Source organism: Nostoc sp. DSM 114159, assembly GCF_053470285.1.
This window is the reverse complement of record NZ_JBPFEH010000001.1, coordinates 7,471,546-7,487,747: the sequence shown is the minus strand read 5'-3', so window position 1 is coordinate 7,487,747 and position 16,202 is coordinate 7,471,546. Positions and strand designations below refer to the sequence as shown.

The window sequence follows — 16,202 nt, the reverse complement described above, 5'->3', positions numbered from 1 at the left end:
ATAGGTCTAAAATGCTTATTCGGTGAGATTTTTAACCTACATTGGGTAAGTAGGCAAAGAAATTGATAGTATTTTTACTGTTGAGAGTTTGTAATTTTATAGACAAATCTACAAAGTTACTTTTTCAGGTGTAAACCGGAATGGAACTACTGCTAATCCCTTTTTCCGCAGACGCCAATCTCTCAGAGAATACAGTATTAGGAGTGCAAGCGCTATGGGTACATCGATCTGAGTTCATAAATTGAATGAGCTATTTTAAGTATCGATCGCTAGAGAATAAAGCAGAGGGGAAAGATTTATTCAAGGTCTATCCCCTTGTCTCCTTATCATCTTCAATGACGACAAAGTTATAAAAAAGTTGTATTGCATTGGAAATTTTAATTTTATCTATCCTACGCCTTTTCAGTTAATCGGAGTGCGGTGCGTTGGCAATCCCAATATGTAGTTAGTAATTATTACGACGTACGCATTATATAATTTTGCAAATATAGGTTAAATTGACATTACCATTGGCGGCATTACGGCAAGAAGATTTAATTGTCACTATGACTTAAATCCTATGGGTGTAAAGTCAATTATTGGCGGATTATTAGCGGTTTTTATCACCGCTTATCTTCCTGAAATGTGGATTTGAAGATCAATTTTTTAACTCAGATGATAGACATTTATAAAGTAAATATTCCCGATTTAAGAATTCTATTTATTAAAATTCAAATTTTTTGTAGATATTCAGGTGGTACACTATCGACTAACCAAACACCATTAGCAGAACAATAGAAGATGTAACCTGCCTGATGCATTGCCGCAGTATTTACAGCAAAAACCACTGGTTTTCCATGCCTTGCACCAACGGTTTGTGCTGTTTCTATATCCTTTGATAAATGGACATGATGCCGCGACATTTTGCAAAGTCCTGTTTGCAGAATTGACTCTACAGATTTGTGTCCTGTGCCGTGATAAAGCTCATCTGGGGGAATAACAGCTTCTAATTGTAAATCGACTTTTACACTATGTCCTTGGTTGGCACGAATCAGATTACCTGTAGAATCAAAAGAAAAGCGTTGCTTCTCGTTGAATTCAACTACCATGTGTAATTCCTGGCGGGTAATCGGAAACTTATTTTTAGCACAAGCAGTAAGTAAGTCATCAACAGCAACCCAACCACCAGGAGCAAGTTTAATCCCAATGGCATCCGGTGTATGTCGCAGATATTTGCTGAGATATTTGCTGATTTTAACGAGGCGAGAATCACTCATTTAATTAAGTAGTCATTGGTATTGGTCATTAGTCATTGGTCATTAGTCATTTCATTCTCATGTTGCAGTTTGATTGTGGTTAATATATTTATACTACAATTATCGTTGCCTGTAGTACATAATTTTTGTCGATGGTTTTATTTGGTGTAAATTGACAGAATTTGTCTTCCGATCATAGCTAATGCTACTCCAACGATCGCAATGAGTGTTACCTTGCCGCCAGGAACGAGTAGTTGATTTGTGCTATCTGAGTTTTCACGTTGCTTCCAACTCATTAACGCCGGAATAATTCCACCGAGAACTGAAATACTAAATGTTCCAGTGTAATCTAGGGCAGTAAAAAAGATGCTGGGGTTAAGCGTTCCGAGAGTCATCGGCGGGAAAAGAACCAGGGAATAGAGGGGTAAGCGGCTAGAAAGTTGCCACTGTGCAGGTAGGAAAATATCTTTGAACAAATCCAGCAACCCGTACACAAATCCAATAAATGAAGTGACGATCGCAAACTCTGAAAAAATGGATACTAGCACTCCTAACCATTGCCCAGCGCCACCTGCTCGAAGAATTTGCAGTGGGTCAAAAACAGTTCTACCATCAGATGTGTTATGTAGCATATCAGGACTGACGCTTCCTAAAATTACGGCATTCCACGCCAAGAACATAATTAGAGGAATTACAGAACCAATAAAGATGGACTGACGAATTTTGCAGGCATCTCCTTCGAGTTGCGTTACAACTAGCGGCACAACGTTTTGGAAAAACAACGCCACAGACATTACTGAAATGGCACTACCAAGGGCACTCCAGTTCTGAAATAATAGCTGGGTACTCTGAATATGCCTTCCTCCCAGAAATAATAGTCCTAAGAAGGAAACAATGACAATTGCGACAAAGGCGCTGTTTAATTTCTCAATAAACTTTTCTCGCCCAAGATACATAATGCCACCAAATAAGAGCGTGAAAGCCATTGTGCCTATCCATGTCGGCAATATCTGCATACCCCAGATTTTTGCTGCCGCCGCTCCTAAAATTTCTCCTCCTTGGGTGATGTATGCCACCAAGAGAGCATAGTGCATAAATAAATACGCGCCGCCAGCAATTCGCGCTCCCACCTTACCAAGAATCTTCTCAACAATTCCCAAAAAACCTATACTTGAAAGCCCTTCTGTTCGCATCGTGTTTAAGGTAACTTCTGCAACCAATAACCCCGAAACTAGAGCGTAGAGCCAAACTGCAATGAGTCCAGATGTGGATGGTACAATCCCAGATGGTAAGGTAACGGCTGGTAGAGCCAGAATCCCAGCCCCAACGGTGGTTCCTGCAATCAATGCAGTACTCCCCAATACACTACCTGGTTGATGATTGAGTTGGTTTCCATCAAATTCGAGATGAGAAAACAACCGAGTGACGGTCTCTGAATTTTTGAGAACGGTCTTTATGGGAACCATACTGAATATCCGTACTTAAACGAAACAATGTTAACATATGTAAATATTATTCGTAAAAGCCCTAATTTTATTGGTTTTTTAGGCAGATTTTTTTGCTAAATAAGCGATCGCCACTTCATTATCAACACAATTTTTGGATTATAAATGTCATTTGTAGCACTTTGTTAATGAAATAGACCACGCAGGAAAAAACATTTTCCCTGTATACAGATGTATTTTAAATAAACGAAAGTATGTCGATTGTTTCTTTGTTCTATTTCAAATTGCTGATATGTTATCCAAGAGCCAAATAAAGGAATAGCTATTGAAGCTAATAACAGTTCTTTGTTGCCTTGAAAAAATTTTATGAACCTCTGTATAAAAGATTTTACCCATTGAGTTTGTGATTTCAAATTAGGGTCTATTCCATCACTTAGTTCCAGTTTGCGACTTTCACCTACTTACACCAGGCTACTTTAGCAAGTTAATTTCAACTTAAGGTTATTGTCAAAAACAAGAGCGATCGCCCACATCAAACCTATCATCAGCAATGCGATCGCTCATTGGACACAGTTGCTCAGAGTGCGTAGGCGTAGCCCTTCTCCTATCGGAGACGCTCTTGCTAGCTTGCTTCCACGAAGTGGTACGGCTGCGCTCAGGAACCACCCGTCGTAGACATCGCTTATTTGACGTAGTTAGTCGCCAGAAGTGCGTAGAAGCAAAGCTGCTTGTCCTCAAATATCGCCCTATATTGAGGATATTTATCTCTACCGATCGCTTTTAAGTCTTTTGATTAGAACGTTTATGATAGCGTATATGCTATCATATTTACATGGCGATTAAAATTGTAGTTGATACCAGCGTTTTTATTAGTGCGCTGATTAGCTCTAAAGGTTCTAGTAGAGAACTAATCCGACGCTGTTTAAAAGGAGAATATCAGCCTTTGATGGGAAATGCTTTGTTTTTGGAGTATGAGTCAGTCATTCATCGCTCAGAAATTATCGCCAAATGCCCTTTAACTACTGAAGAAATTTTTGCTTTACTTGCATCATTCATCAGCGTAAGTCAATGGGTTTATATCTATTATTTATGGCGACCTAATTTAAAAGACGAAGCTGACAATCACTTAATTGAATTAGCGGTTGCTGGAAATGCTCAAATGATTGCTACTCACAATACCAAAGATTTTCAAAATGCTGAATTGTTATTTCCTAACTTATCAATATTAAAACCTGAAGAACTTATTAGGAGTTAAACAAAAATGGCAACTTTAACTATTCGTTTACCAGACGATAAGCATAATAGATTGAAAGAACTTGCTCAAGCCAAAGGCATTAGTGTCAATAAATTGATTGAAGAACTTTCTACCATAGCTCTAGCAGAATTTGATGCCCATACAAGATTTAAAGCAATGGCTGCGACTGGCAACCCAGAAGAAGGCTTAAGAATACTGGCTAAACTTGACGCTCTGACAGAATAGAGCTTGTAGGGCGATTATGCAAACACTAACCGAAGGCGAGCCAACATCAACCGCATCATCAAAGGTGCGTAGGCGCAGCCTGCACTTCAACTTTGCTCACCAGTGGCTCAGTGACCGCCTTAAACATCGCAGTTTGTCACTTGGGAATTTAACTTTTCAATCCAATCCCACAAAAAACAATTTACCAACTTGCGCCAAATCTACATTTCCACCGCTAATGATGACACCAACTCTCGTCTCTGGTGCTTTCACTACACCTTCGAGTAAAGCGGCGGCGGCGAGTACTCCGGTGGGTTCAACGACAATTTTCAGACGTTCCCATAAGAAAAACATGGTGCGAAGAATCGCTTCTTCCGATACCGTCACCATATCATCGACGTAATGCAGCACCAAGGGGAAAGTAATTTGACCAAGGCTAGGAGTCCGCGCACCATCGGCGATGGTATCAGGATTTTTGACTGTTTGTAAGGTTTTGGTGTGAAAAGAGCGGGTAGCATCATCGGCAAGGGCTGGTTCTACCCCGATGACTTTACAATTGGGTAAAAGTGTTTTGGCTGCGATCGCACATCCTGAAAGCAATCCACCACCGCCACAACAAACTAATAGTAAGTCCAATTCACCAACTTCTTGGATCAGTTCTAAAGCAGTTGTCCCCTGTCCAGCAACGACATGGGGATGATCGTAAGGGGGAATGAGTGTCAAAGAGCGATCGCTTGCTAAATTTTGAGCTAATTCTTCTCGGTTTGTTTCTTGGCGATTGTACAAAATTATCTCTGCACCATAACCACGAGTAGCAGTTTGTTTGACAACAGGTGCATCATCAGGCATGACAATAGTGGTGGGAATATTGAGTAATTGCCCAGCTAAAGCGATCGCTTGGGCATGATTTCCCGATGAATAGGTGATAACGCCTGTTTGTTTTTGTGCTACCGATAGTTGGGCTAAGGCATTGTACGCACCTCTAAATTTAAATGCCCCTGTGCGTTGAAAGTTTTCGCACTTAAAGAATACTTGACTCTTGGTGCGATCGTTAACGATTCTAGATGTTATTACAGGTGTGCGGTGGGCAATCCCTAAAATTCGCTTTTGTGCTGCTTGCACGTCAGTTATAGTAACGGAATTAGGTTGTGGCATTGATGAGGTTATTAGAGGTTGTTTGAAAAGTCCTATAAACCCCACTTCCATTCCTCTCCCCGTTGGCGTCAGCCTGCCGTTAGGCAAGCGGAGAGAGGCTTTGAAACCCCCATTCCCTTGTAGGGAAGGGGGGCTAGGGAGGTTAGGTTTCTGAGACTTAGATGTTACCAAAAATACTTTTCAAATATCCTATTAAATCTTCTTGCTCTTGTTTATATAGATACAGTTTTTTATATTTGCGTTTAATATCCTTGATTGAAGCATACTTTTTTCAGGTGGATAGCATCATTTATTGCCTGCATAGAAATAGCTACAGCAAATATTATATATTGCTGTAGCTAAATTTATAAAACTTAAATTAATTCATTCACATTCGCCATTTTTCTAGCATGAATAAAACATCTGAAAGTCGGCAAAAAAGAACTGCTTTGATTACAGGAGCGGCTAGTGGGATAGGCTATCAATTAACTCAGATTTTTGCTCGTCATAGTTATAATCTTGTGTTAGTAGATAAAAATGAACAAAAACTTACTAAAATTATAGATGAATTTACCGAAAAATTTGGTATTTTTGTCAAAATTTTTGTAAAGGATTTATCTATTCCCACATCTCCAGAAGAAATTTTCACAGAACTACAGCAAGCATCTATCAAGATTGATGTGCTAGTTAACAATGCTGGCTTTGGTACTTATGGAGCATTTAACGAAACAGACCTCAGCATTGAACTGAAAATGCTACAGGTAAATATGGTCAGCCTGACTCATTTAACTAAATTGTTCCTCAAAGATATGGTGGAGCAAAATTATGGAAAAATATTAAATGTGGCCTCAGCGGCTGCTTTTCAACCAGGACCTCTAATGGCAGTTTATTTTGCTACTAAAGCCTATGTATTATCATTTTCAGAAGCGATCGCTAATGAATTAGAAGGTACGGGTGTCAGCGTGACTGTTCTTTGTCCCGGGCCGACAGCATCAAATTTCCAACAAAATGCTGCAATGGAAGATTCAAAGATTGCTAGTGTTAATAGAATGATGGATACGGAAACTGTCGCTAGAATTGGTTATCGGGGCTTAATGAAAAACAAAACTGTTGTTGTTCCTGGAATGAGAAATAAGATATTAACTGAAAGCGTCAGATTTACGCCCAGAAATTTAGTCACAAAGGTTGTTAGAAGTATGCACGAACTTCAAAAAAAGAGGTAGTTATAAATTTTATCCTCTTTTCAATAAGACCCGAACAATGGATTTTTTATAGGAAATAATTTCTTGTTCGGGTTTAACCATTTGCAAAAATCAGCTAAATTTCGCTTTCAGAACTTCCAACTAATAAATTAACCACCCCGCAAAAGTACAGTTAGAGACTTTTTATTTGAAAGTCCCTTAGAGGATGTTTTAAAAGAGAGGGGCTGTTGTAAGAAAGCTCACAAGGCTTATGCTGAGATTTGTAGAAAACAGCACCTTGTGAGCGAATGACTAAAGCATACCGTAGCAATTTGACATGGGAACAGTGGGAATTAATTGCAGACCTATTCCCAGGAGCAAAGCCAGGTGGTCGTCCCCGAAAATTAGCCTTATTTGCGGTGGTGAATGCGATTCTCTATGTATTGTGTGAGGGGTGTACGTGGCGAGGTCTACCAGGTGATTTTCCCGCCTGGTCAACGGTTTATGGTTATTTTTGGGGATGGGGTAAAGATGGTACATGGTTGAAAGTTCACGATCAACTCTACCAGTGGGTGAGAGTAGACGCGGGGCGTGAACCTAGCCCATCAGAAGCAGCAGTTGATAGCCAGTCAGTAGAAACAGCAACGATGATCTCTATTGATGTTGGTTACGACGCAGGTAAAAAAATTCATGGGCGTAAACGCCATTTGAGTGTAGATTTACTGGGTCTAGTTTTACGGGTTTTGGTAACATCGGCTAGTTTTCCAGAACGTGAAGGCGCGAAAAAAGTCCTCAGCCGAGTTCACAATACAGGCAATCAAGTAAAACGGTTGAACACTATTTGGATGGATGGAGGATACCGAGGAGAAGAATTTATGCGGTGGGTGATGGATATGTTTCGCTGGATTGTAGAAATTGTTCTTAGACCCTTGGAAAAAAAGGGTTTTGTTCATTTACCAAAGCGCTGGGTTGTTGAGCGAACTTTCGGGTGGCTTAATTGGTGTCGGCGTTTAAGCAAAGATTATGAAAGATTACCTGAAACTTCCGAGATATTTATCTATATTGCCATGATTCGTATTATGGTCAGACGACTGGCATAATTTTTGACTGGTTTTGACTTTTAAAACATCCTCTTAGTGCCATTCATATTAGTAGTCTGCCAACTCAAAATTGTTAGGTGAGAGCTGGGGAAAGGGTAAGGGATTTAAAACCTTTCCCCCTTACCCCTTACCCTTTACCCCGCTTGCGTTACGAAAGCGAACTATTACCTCTATTACTATTCCAAGGTCCCCAGATAGCTAAAGTAATACCAGGGCTTTGAATGTTAACAAACAAAGTACGACCATCAGGTGAAAAGCAAGCTCCAGCAAACTCACCTGTTTGGAGGGCATTACGTGCAAATTTGCAGATTTCACCACTGGGAGTAATACCAATTAAGAAATTGTCACCGTCTCCGTCCTCACAAAGGATAAGATCGCCACAAGGCGCTACGACTATGTTATCGGGCATATCGAGTTCATCTTTAGATTGAGACTCGACAAACAATTCAATTGTCTCTTCACCCGGAATATAGCGCCAGACTTGGCCACCGCCTACAGGGCCACCATCTGTAGCAGTGAAGTAAAATTCTCTTTTGCCATTTTTGCCTTTCTTATCCTTGTTGCTCTTATAATAGATGCCTTCCCCACGGCTAAACTGGGCTGCACCTAAGTTGCGACCTTGCACTCTGACATTATCTGTAGTTGTTGGGTTGGGGTCAGGAATATTCACCCAATCTACAGCTAACTTCTGTCCTACTACGAAACCGGTCTTGGTGTTGACTCCTGGTCTACCTATAATCCTCAGACCTTGAAGAATACCTCCTTGTTTTAACCGACCAGGAACTTTTGGGATAAAACGGTAGAAGAGGCTATCTCCTCTATCTTCAGTTTGATAGACATATCCAGTTTTGGGATCTACAGCTACAGCCTCATGATTAAACCGTCCCATTGCAACTAGAGGCACTGGAGCTACAGAAGAGGTGGCGCTGGCTGGAACCTCAAAATTGTAACCGTGTAACTTTGTGACTCCATTAGTTGCACTTGGTATAGTTGTATCTTCTTCACAGCTAATCCATGAACCCCAAGGAGTTAAACCACCAGCACAGTTACGAATGGTTCCGCCGAGAGAGCTGAACTGTTTAATCAACTGGCGATCGCTTCCAACAACCAGAGTCGTAGTGCCACCTCTGCAAATGGGATCGTAGGGATTTGGTACTTGTACTCGCGTATCAGAATTGATGCTAAGTTCGTGATTGCGAACCAGAATTGTTGTGTTTTTGGGCCCAGGGAAGGCTGCCATACCATCATGATTGCTAGGCTCTAGATTGCCATCGCTCATCAAGGTTCCTGTGCGAGAGATAACTTGATACTTAAATCCGCTTGGTAAATCTAACAAGCCATTAGAATCTGGTAAAAGTGGGCCATATCCTTTACCAAGTTTTTTACCAAAGGCTTTTCTGGCAAGAAGACCTTCCAAAGGAGACACCATCAAAGTGCCGACGGCAGTAGTACCTGCTACTGCAAAAAATTTACGTCTTGAAAGTGTCATGGGGATGATTTGGTTACTTCAGATAATGCTGAAGAAAAAATATTTGATTGTGATTAAGTTTGGGTAATGCTTTATTTAATTTAGGTTAGTTAATAAAAAATAAATTTATATAAAAACTTTCCAAAATCAGCCAAATTTATGGATATAAGTTTTATCTAAACAGAATTCAGGAGTCAGAATTGAGAATGAATTTTGTACGAAAAAACGAATGAACAACAAGAGACTTCTTGGCATTGTGGGGAAAAGGGGAAAGGTCAAAGGGGAAAGGTTTTTTTATTCCTTTTCCCTTTCCCCCAAACCCAATTCCCTACAAATGCCAAGAAGTCTATTGTGAGAAATGCGGGAGATATCTCACTGATTGCGAGTTTGCGCAGCGATCGCACCAGAGCATCTTGATTCTGACGCCTTGGCAAAGCATCTTCAGCTTTGCTCCTGAATTCTGAATTTAACGCCCACCAATGCGATCTAATACAGGTGTAGGCCAGCGATCGACTAGTTTGCCCAAGACTGACATTTCTTGAACCAAGCGGTCAAATTTCTCAGGGGTGAGAGATTGGGGGCCATCAGATAAAGCTTTTGCAGGATTGGGGTGAACTTCAATCATTAAGGCATCTGTACCAGCGGCGATCGCAGCCATTGCCATCGATGGCACATATTCAGACCTACCAGTACCATGACTGGGATCGATCGTAATTGGTAAGTGGGTAAGCGATCGCAACACCGGCAGCACTGATAAATCTAAAGTATTGCGGGCATATTTACCATCAAAGGTTCTAATTCCCCGCTCACAAAGAATTACATTGGGATTTCCAGATGCCAAAATATATTCTGCCGCCATCAGCCACTCATCAATTGTGGCAGACATTCCCCGCTTCAGCAGCACTGGTTTATCTTGAGCACCTACCTTTTTCAGCAGCGAGAAGTTGTGCATATTTCGCGCCCCAATTTGGATGATGTCAGCTGTTCTCGCCACTGCTGATAAATCGGCAGCATCCATCAGTTCTGTGACGATACCCAAGCCAGTAGCTTCCCGCGCTGCTGCTAACAAATCTAAAGCGCTTTCACCATAACCTTGAAACGCATAAGGTGAAGTACGGGGTTTGTAAGCTCCGCCACGCAAAAACTGTGCCCCAGCTGCCTTCACCCGCTTTGCTGTTTCGACAATCATTGCTTCATTTTCAACAGAACAAGGCCCGGCTATCACTACAATCGGATGATGTTCGCCGAAATAGACACGACCGTTAGGTGTAGGAACAACAACCTCACTAGCTTCTCCATGTCGGAATTCTCGACTTACCCGCTTGAAAGGTTGTTGCACCCGTAATACTTGCTCAATCCAAGGGCTAAATTCCTGAACCTGTAATTTATCGATGCTAGTTGTATCGCCAATTAGTCCCAGCACAATTTTATGAGTGCCAACACTTTTTTCTACCGTCACTCCCCAAGTGTCGCTCAGTTCTTGGCTAATGCGAGTAATTTCCTCAACAGGCGTACCGCTCTTAAGTATGATAATCATCTGTTTTTCCTTGTGTATAGTTTGGGTGGGCTAATTTTTACAGGTCGATGCATTAACATTGCGAGTCGATGCATTGGCATTGCAAGTCGATGTATTAATATTGCGAGTCGATGCATTGGCATTGCAGGTCGATGTATTAACATTGCGAGTCGATGCATTGGCATTGCAGGTCGATGCATTAACATTGCGAGTCGATGCATTGGCATTGCAGGTCGATGCATTGGCATTGCGAGTCGATGCATTGGCATTGCGAGTCGATGCATTGGCATTGCGAGTCGATGCATTGGCATTGCGAGTCGATGCATTGGCATTACGAGTCGATGCATTGGCATTGCAGGTCAAGGTATAGGGCATTAGAAAACTTGCGTGTACACCGTAGCTATTTGTAGGAGAGATTCGTCTAGCGCAAAAATTCAGCAAGTTGTTCTAGTTTTGTCCAAGCTGCGCCGCTTTGGAGAATTTCCTTGGCAAGGGCAATACCTTTAACACAACCTGCTAAAACATCAGTTTCCCCATCAATAGCTTCACCAACTTGCAGAGCTAAGGCTGTATTTAAAGCGACTACATCTTGTTGCGCTTGAGTGCCTTTACCTTGCAAAACTGCCTTCAAAATTTGGGCATTTTCTTGGACATCTCCACCGCACAACGCCGCAGTCGGTGCAAAACTCAAACCCAGTTCTTGAGGATTGAGCGTTAGAGAGCGGACTTTTTGATCTTGGAGTACAGCCAAATCAGTGACATCTGCCAAACCAGCTTCATCTAAACGTTCCCGTCCGTAGAGGGCGATCGCTTGCTGACATCCCAGTTGGGATAAGGCTTGAGCAATCTCTTCCAGTAAAAGCGGGTCGTTTACACCAATAATTTGCCCCGTCGGTCGCATCGGATTTACTAGCGGGCCGAGTAAATTAAAAACAGTCCGCACCTTCAAAGTTTTTCGCAAAGTTGCGATCGCTTTGAGTGCAGGATGCCAGCCAGGAGCAAACAAAAAGGTGATTCCAACTTCGCCAACTGCCGCTTGTACTTTTTCCGGAGTGGCGTTAAGATTTATACCCAAAGCTTCCAGCACATCAGCGGAACCAGTTTTGCTGGATGCCGAACGATTGCCATGTTTGGCAACCTTTACCCCAGCAGCGGCGGCGACAAAAGCAACAGCAGTGGAAATATTAAAGGTTGAAGCACCATCTCCACCAGTTCCACAGGTGTCTATTAAGGGGACTGGGGATTGGGTACTGGGTATTGGGGATTGGGTACTGGGTAATGGGGATTGGGAAAACTCTTGCCCAGTCCCTAATCCCCAGTCCCCAGTCCCTAGCCTTTGGGATTGTAAGACGGTGGCCATGCCGACTAATTCTTCGGCAGATACGCCTTTAGCTTGAATTGCGGCTAAAATCGCTCCTGATAGAACATCAGGAATGGCATCGGTGAGCCAACCTTGCATCAAATCCGCAGCTTGGGAAACTGTTAACGATCGCCGATTTAACAACTGTTGTAATAAAGCCGGCCAGTTGTAGCGATCGGCAGGGATGGAGATGTTTTCAGGTGGAGTTTGAGTTAAAGCTATCATATTGATTGGGCATGGGGCATTGGGCATTGGGCATTGGGCATTGGGCATGGGGCATGGGGCATGGGGCATGGGGCATTGGGCATGGGGCATTGGTATCGGTCATTTGTACTGAGAGAACGCGAACAGCCCCTCCAAGAGTTGTATTGGTCATTAGTCATTTACGAAGGACAAATGACAAATGACAAATGACAAATGACAAATGACAAATGACAAAAAGAAGAGAAAATTAAGGAATTAGGACTTTGGCGACGGTTTGCACATCTTTGTCACCTCTGCCGGAACAATTGATGACGATGCGGAGATTGCCTGTTAACTGGGGACAAAGGGTCTCGAGATATGCGATCGCATGAGCAGTTTCTAAGGCTGGAATAATTCCTTCTAATTGCGAAAGCCTCTGAAATGCATCTAAAGCTTGTTTATCGGTAACACTGTAATATTCAGCCCGACCATAATCCTTTAAATAACTATGCTCAGGCCCAACACCGGGATAATCCAATCCGGCGCTAATTGAATGAGCTTCGATGACTTGACCATCATCATCTTGCAGTAAATAGCTCATTGCACCGTGCAATACACCTATTTTTCCTTTTGTCAAGGTGGCAGCGTGTTTTTCTGTGTTTACACCTTCACCCGCCGCCTCGACTCCGATTAGGCGCACTGAAGGTTCATGGACAAATTCATTGAATAAGCCGATCGCGTTGGAACCTCCACCCACGCAAGCCAGTAGAATATCTGGTAGTCCTCCCCATTTTTCTTGGCATTGAGCGCGAGTTTCTACACCAATTACCGCGTGGAAGTCACGGACAATCATCGGGTAGGGATGAGGCCCAGCAACCGAACCGAGGATGTAATGGGTTGTTTCCACATTCGTCACCCAATCTCGAATTGCTTCGGAAGTTGCATCCTTGAGAGTTCCTGTACCTGCCTCCACTGGACGAACTTCTGCACCCATTAATTTCATGCGGAACACGTTGAGGGCTTGGCGTTCCATATCCTGGACGCCCATGTAAATCACACATTTCAAACCAAATCGCGCACACACAGTTGCAGTTGCTACGCCATGTTGACCTGCACCTGTCTCGGCAATAATCCGTTGCTTACCCATGCGTTTAGCGAGTAACACCTGAGCCAAAGCATTATTAATTTTGTGAGCGCCTGTATGATTTAAATCTTCGCGCTTTAAATAAATTTGCACTCCCGTGCCATCTGGTCTAGCGTAATTTGCTGTCAAGCGTTCGGCAAAATATAATGGGCTGGGTCGTCCGACATAATCACGCATTAAGTTTTGCAGTTCTGCTTGGAAACTCGGCTCACTGCGATATTGTTGATACGCCGCTTCCAATTCACTTAATGCAGGCATTAAGGTTTCCGGGACATATTTACCGCCGAATTTTCCAAACCTGCCTAAAGAATCTGGTTGTGCAGTTGCAGTATTGATGTTTAGTATGTTTACCATTGGTTAAAATCCTTTCATGTTCAAGTATTTTTTACTGTTCTAATACCAATTCAATTTATGATTGCAACACATCTTTGGGTGAAGACGCGATGAATCGCGTCTCTACAAACCATCTATTTGTTGCATTCTTTTTTGAAATTGATATAACTTGGAATCATCTTTGGGTTTTCCATTCCCAGGTTTCGTAGGTATAGCCCAGTTTTTGGTGATTCAAAACGTCTATAGGGCGCACCAAATCGTCAGATTTAAAATTTGGTAATAGGGATAGTAAATTTCCTAACGCCGTCGCTTTGGGGGTAGACATCCCACCATCCCAAGGCCACATTAGGTCTTTAAGATTGTGACCGTAAGGCTGACTATGACCATCGGGAGGATAAAAATCGCTACCTTGATGACCGTTTTCTTGCCATTCAGCCCAGAGGCGGTCTACGTTGGCATGATGCAACCAAAACACTGGGTCATAGGGCGAACTTGGGATATTGCCCATAGTCCCCAAACCCTTAAATTTTATGGGTGTCGTACTCGCATCTATTTGTACCCCACCGACTAAGCCATGAATGTAATTGTGGATGAATCCTCCAGGGGTGACTTTACCCTGCTCATCTACAGAAATAAATCCTTCCAAAGCAGCGCGAAATAGAGAATAGTTATTCAGACGGAGGGCACGCTCAACATCTTTTTTGGGCACTGGATAATCACTGGCAGGAGGTAGTCTTAGAAAGCGGACAAGTGATGTACCTAAAGATTTTCCGGTATCTGGGTCAATATTTAATGCTGGATTCATCACCCAGCCATTTGCAGCCGAGAAAGCCCCTGGCACAGCGCCGCCTGTAAAGTTTCCCTGGTTGGGAATTTTGATGGTTACTCCTTGACCGTTAGAGCCAAGAAAGTCATCATTAAAAATTACATCAAGTGCTTTGGCGTCTGTCCAATCCCAGTATGGCAGAGTAACAGTTGGGTCTACTGCTTGCAGTGCTTGTTCAAATCTGCGGATATATTCTCGATGCCAAGGGAAAAATGCGGCATTTTCATGAGCAAGTTCTTGGACGGAACCATCGGTATGTCCTGTATGGTTATGAATCAAGCGTGTTGCCCCTAAATGTATGGCAACAAATTGGTCGTAAATACTGACCTTGCTACCTGGGGGTATGACAGTTTTTAAGGTTTTGATAGCCTTAATGAAAGCTGTTTTCTCTCTTTGTGTTAAGTGAGTTACGTTCTTTCTGACAGCTAGGTGAGCGGATTGTCCTGGAAAATTATAATGCCAATGGTATTTGTATTGTCCCTTCTCAAGGCGATCGTGGGCGAAGACTGTAATAGCACAGGTGCTAACTATAAGTATGCTATAAATTAATATTTTGAAGGATTTCAGCAGGGATTTCATTATCTTAATGGAAGCAGAGGGGCAAGGGCAAAAAGAGAAATAATTGATATCTTGTTTGGGTACAGTTTAGTTTTGACCTCTCTCCAAACCTCTCTCCTAAGAGGAGAGAGGCTTTGAATCTTAACTCCCCTTACCTTGTAGGGAAGGGGTTGGGGGTTAGGTTTCTATTGAACTCAACTGCAAAGCTGTATAATTCCCTACTCCCTAAGTCTGCAAGTGGATTTATCGCACCTCTTGAAGAGATGGACTTTTGTGCTGACTTTCTGTGATGGCTGCTTTAAGTTCTCGACAAAATTCTTCCACGGCTTGCAATCCTTCTGTTGGGCTACCTTCAGCTAACCGTTTGACAAAGGCGCTGCCAACAATCACTGCATCTGCACCCCATTCCATGACTTGATGTGCTTGTTCTGGTGCGGAGATGCCAAAACCAACGCCGATAGGTTTATTGGTGACGCTTTGCAACTCGGTAATTAAATGCTCTACGCGGTTTTGGATTTGAGCGCGGATACCTGTAACTCCTGTAACACTAACGAGATAGATAAAACCCTGAGATTGACGAGCGATCGCTTCAATTCTATCTTGAGAACTGGTAGGAGCGACGAGTAAAATTACCTCAATTCCGAAAGATGCAGCAGTTTTGATTAATTCTTCTGCTTCTTCTAAGGGTAAGTCTGGTACTACCAATCCCTGCACCCCAGCAACGGCAATTTGCGCCAAAAACGTCTTAATACCCCGGTACAAAATGGGATTGTAGTAAGCAAATAAAATTATCGGCGCTTTTAGACTAGGAATGACTACGTGTAACATCTCTAGCACTTGCTCTAATTTAGTGCCTTTTTGTAAAGCGCGGGTTGCTGCTGCTTGAATCATAGGCCCATCTGCGAGAGGATCGGAGTAGGGAATGCCCAACTCGATAAAGTCAGCACCGTTGCGATCTAAGATGCGTAAGGCTTCGGCAGTGGTTTCTAAGTCAGGATCGCCTGCTGTGATAAAGGGGATTAAAGCACACTGTTGGCGATCGCGTAAAGTTTGAAAAGAATCGGAGATAGAGGTCATGCTGAAAAATAGTTAATGATTGTTTAATAGTTTTAGAATAATTTACACTTAGCAATTAGCGATGGCCATGCTAAATTTTTTGTTAACGAGTCTTTTATACTCGTGAATGAGGCTTTTATCTCCGTTAACGAGTCTTTTATACTCGTGAATGAGGCTTTTATCTCCGTTAACGAGTCTTTTATA

At 42.5% G+C, this 16,202-nt stretch carries 15 protein-coding genes; 6 read left to right on the top strand and 9 right to left on the bottom strand.

All coding sequences use genetic code 11. The features are described from left to right. Window positions 1-710 precede the first annotated feature (710 nt). A complete protein-coding gene (locus ACR5KR_RS31600) occupies window positions 711-1,256 on the bottom strand; it encodes an RNA 2'-phosphotransferase (RefSeq protein WP_448269258.1) in 546 nt (181 codons plus the stop codon). A 137-nt stretch (window positions 1,257-1,393) separates the two neighbouring features. After that, window positions 1,394-2,701 carry an amino acid permease gene (locus ACR5KR_RS31595; protein WP_448269257.1) on the bottom strand — a complete coding sequence of 436 codons (1,308 nt, stop codon included), beginning with the start codon at window positions 2,699-2,701 and terminating at the stop codon, window positions 1,394-1,396. A 483-nt stretch (window positions 2,702-3,184) separates the two neighbouring features. Between ACR5KR_RS31595 and ACR5KR_RS31590 the strand changes: the two genes are divergently transcribed. From ACR5KR_RS31590 to ACR5KR_RS31580, 3 genes are all read left to right on the top strand, one after another. After that, the gene (locus ACR5KR_RS31590; RefSeq protein ID WP_445629127.1) at window positions 3,185-3,355 is read left to right on the top strand and encodes a hypothetical protein; all 171 of its coding nucleotides are present in this window, start codon (window positions 3,185-3,187) and stop codon (window positions 3,353-3,355) included. 157 nt (window positions 3,356-3,512) lie between these two features. Next, on the top strand, window positions 3,513-3,935 hold the full coding sequence (locus ACR5KR_RS31585; protein ID WP_448269256.1) for a putative toxin-antitoxin system toxin component, PIN family: 423 nt from the start codon (window positions 3,513-3,515) through the stop codon (window positions 3,933-3,935). Between the two features lie 6 nt (window positions 3,936-3,941). Beyond that, window positions 3,942-4,160 (top strand): toxin-antitoxin system HicB family antitoxin, encoded by a 219-nt coding sequence (locus ACR5KR_RS31580; protein ID WP_100897403.1) that lies wholly within the window; start codon window positions 3,942-3,944, stop codon window positions 4,158-4,160. A gap of 156 nt (window positions 4,161-4,316) precedes the next feature. On the opposite strand, the gene ACR5KR_RS31575 is transcribed toward ACR5KR_RS31580, so the two are convergent. Then, on the bottom strand, window positions 4,317-5,294 hold the full coding sequence (locus ACR5KR_RS31575) for a threo-3-hydroxy-L-aspartate ammonia-lyase (protein WP_445629125.1): 978 nt from the start codon (window positions 5,292-5,294) through the stop codon (window positions 4,317-4,319). 389 nt (window positions 5,295-5,683) lie between these two features. On the opposite strand from ACR5KR_RS31575, the gene ACR5KR_RS31570 reads away from it, so the two are divergent. Further along, window positions 5,684-6,496 carry an SDR family NAD(P)-dependent oxidoreductase gene (locus ACR5KR_RS31570; RefSeq protein WP_448269255.1) on the top strand — a complete coding sequence of 271 codons (813 nt, stop codon included), beginning with the start codon at window positions 5,684-5,686 and terminating at the stop codon, window positions 6,494-6,496. Between the two features lie 266 nt (window positions 6,497-6,762). Next, the gene (locus ACR5KR_RS31565) at window positions 6,763-7,554 is read left to right on the top strand and encodes an IS5 family transposase (protein ID WP_448269254.1); all 792 of its coding nucleotides are present in this window, start codon (window positions 6,763-6,765) and stop codon (window positions 7,552-7,554) included. A gap of 148 nt (window positions 7,555-7,702) precedes the next feature. On the opposite strand, the gene ACR5KR_RS31560 is transcribed toward ACR5KR_RS31565, so the two are convergent. Beyond that, window positions 7,703-9,043: an alkaline phosphatase PhoX gene (locus tag ACR5KR_RS31560; RefSeq protein WP_448269253.1), complete on the bottom strand. Its 1,341-nt coding sequence runs from the start codon at window positions 9,041-9,043 to the stop codon at window positions 7,703-7,705. Between the two features lie 445 nt (window positions 9,044-9,488). Then, window positions 9,489-10,559: a 3-deoxy-7-phosphoheptulonate synthase gene (aroF, locus tag ACR5KR_RS31555; RefSeq protein ID WP_445629122.1), complete on the bottom strand. Its 1,071-nt coding sequence runs from the start codon at window positions 10,557-10,559 to the stop codon at window positions 9,489-9,491. Between the two features lie 58 nt (window positions 10,560-10,617). Between aroF and ACR5KR_RS31550 the strand changes: the two genes are divergently transcribed. Then, a complete protein-coding gene (locus ACR5KR_RS31550) occupies window positions 10,618-10,908 on the top strand; it encodes a hypothetical protein (RefSeq protein WP_448269252.1) in 291 nt (96 codons plus the stop codon). Window positions 10,909-10,959: 51 nt separating this feature from the next. On the opposite strand, the gene trpD is transcribed toward ACR5KR_RS31550, so the two are convergent. From trpD to trpA, 4 genes are all read right to left on the bottom strand, one after another. Continuing rightward, on the bottom strand, window positions 10,960-12,123 hold the full coding sequence (gene trpD / locus ACR5KR_RS31545) for an anthranilate phosphoribosyltransferase (protein WP_448270399.1): 1,164 nt from the start codon (window positions 12,121-12,123) through the stop codon (window positions 10,960-10,962). A gap of 226 nt (window positions 12,124-12,349) precedes the next feature. Then, on the bottom strand, window positions 12,350-13,579 hold the full coding sequence (gene trpB / locus ACR5KR_RS31540; protein ID WP_445629119.1) for a tryptophan synthase subunit beta: 1,230 nt from the start codon (window positions 13,577-13,579) through the stop codon (window positions 12,350-12,352). A gap of 154 nt (window positions 13,580-13,733) precedes the next feature. Continuing rightward, window positions 13,734-14,963, bottom strand: coding sequence for a tyrosinase family protein (locus ACR5KR_RS31535; protein ID WP_445629118.1), 1,230 nt, complete (start codon window positions 14,961-14,963; stop codon window positions 13,734-13,736). Between the two features lie 222 nt (window positions 14,964-15,185). Then, on the bottom strand, window positions 15,186-16,019 hold the full coding sequence (gene trpA / locus ACR5KR_RS31530) for a tryptophan synthase subunit alpha (protein ID WP_448269251.1): 834 nt from the start codon (window positions 16,017-16,019) through the stop codon (window positions 15,186-15,188). Window positions 16,020-16,202: the final 183 nt, after the last annotated feature.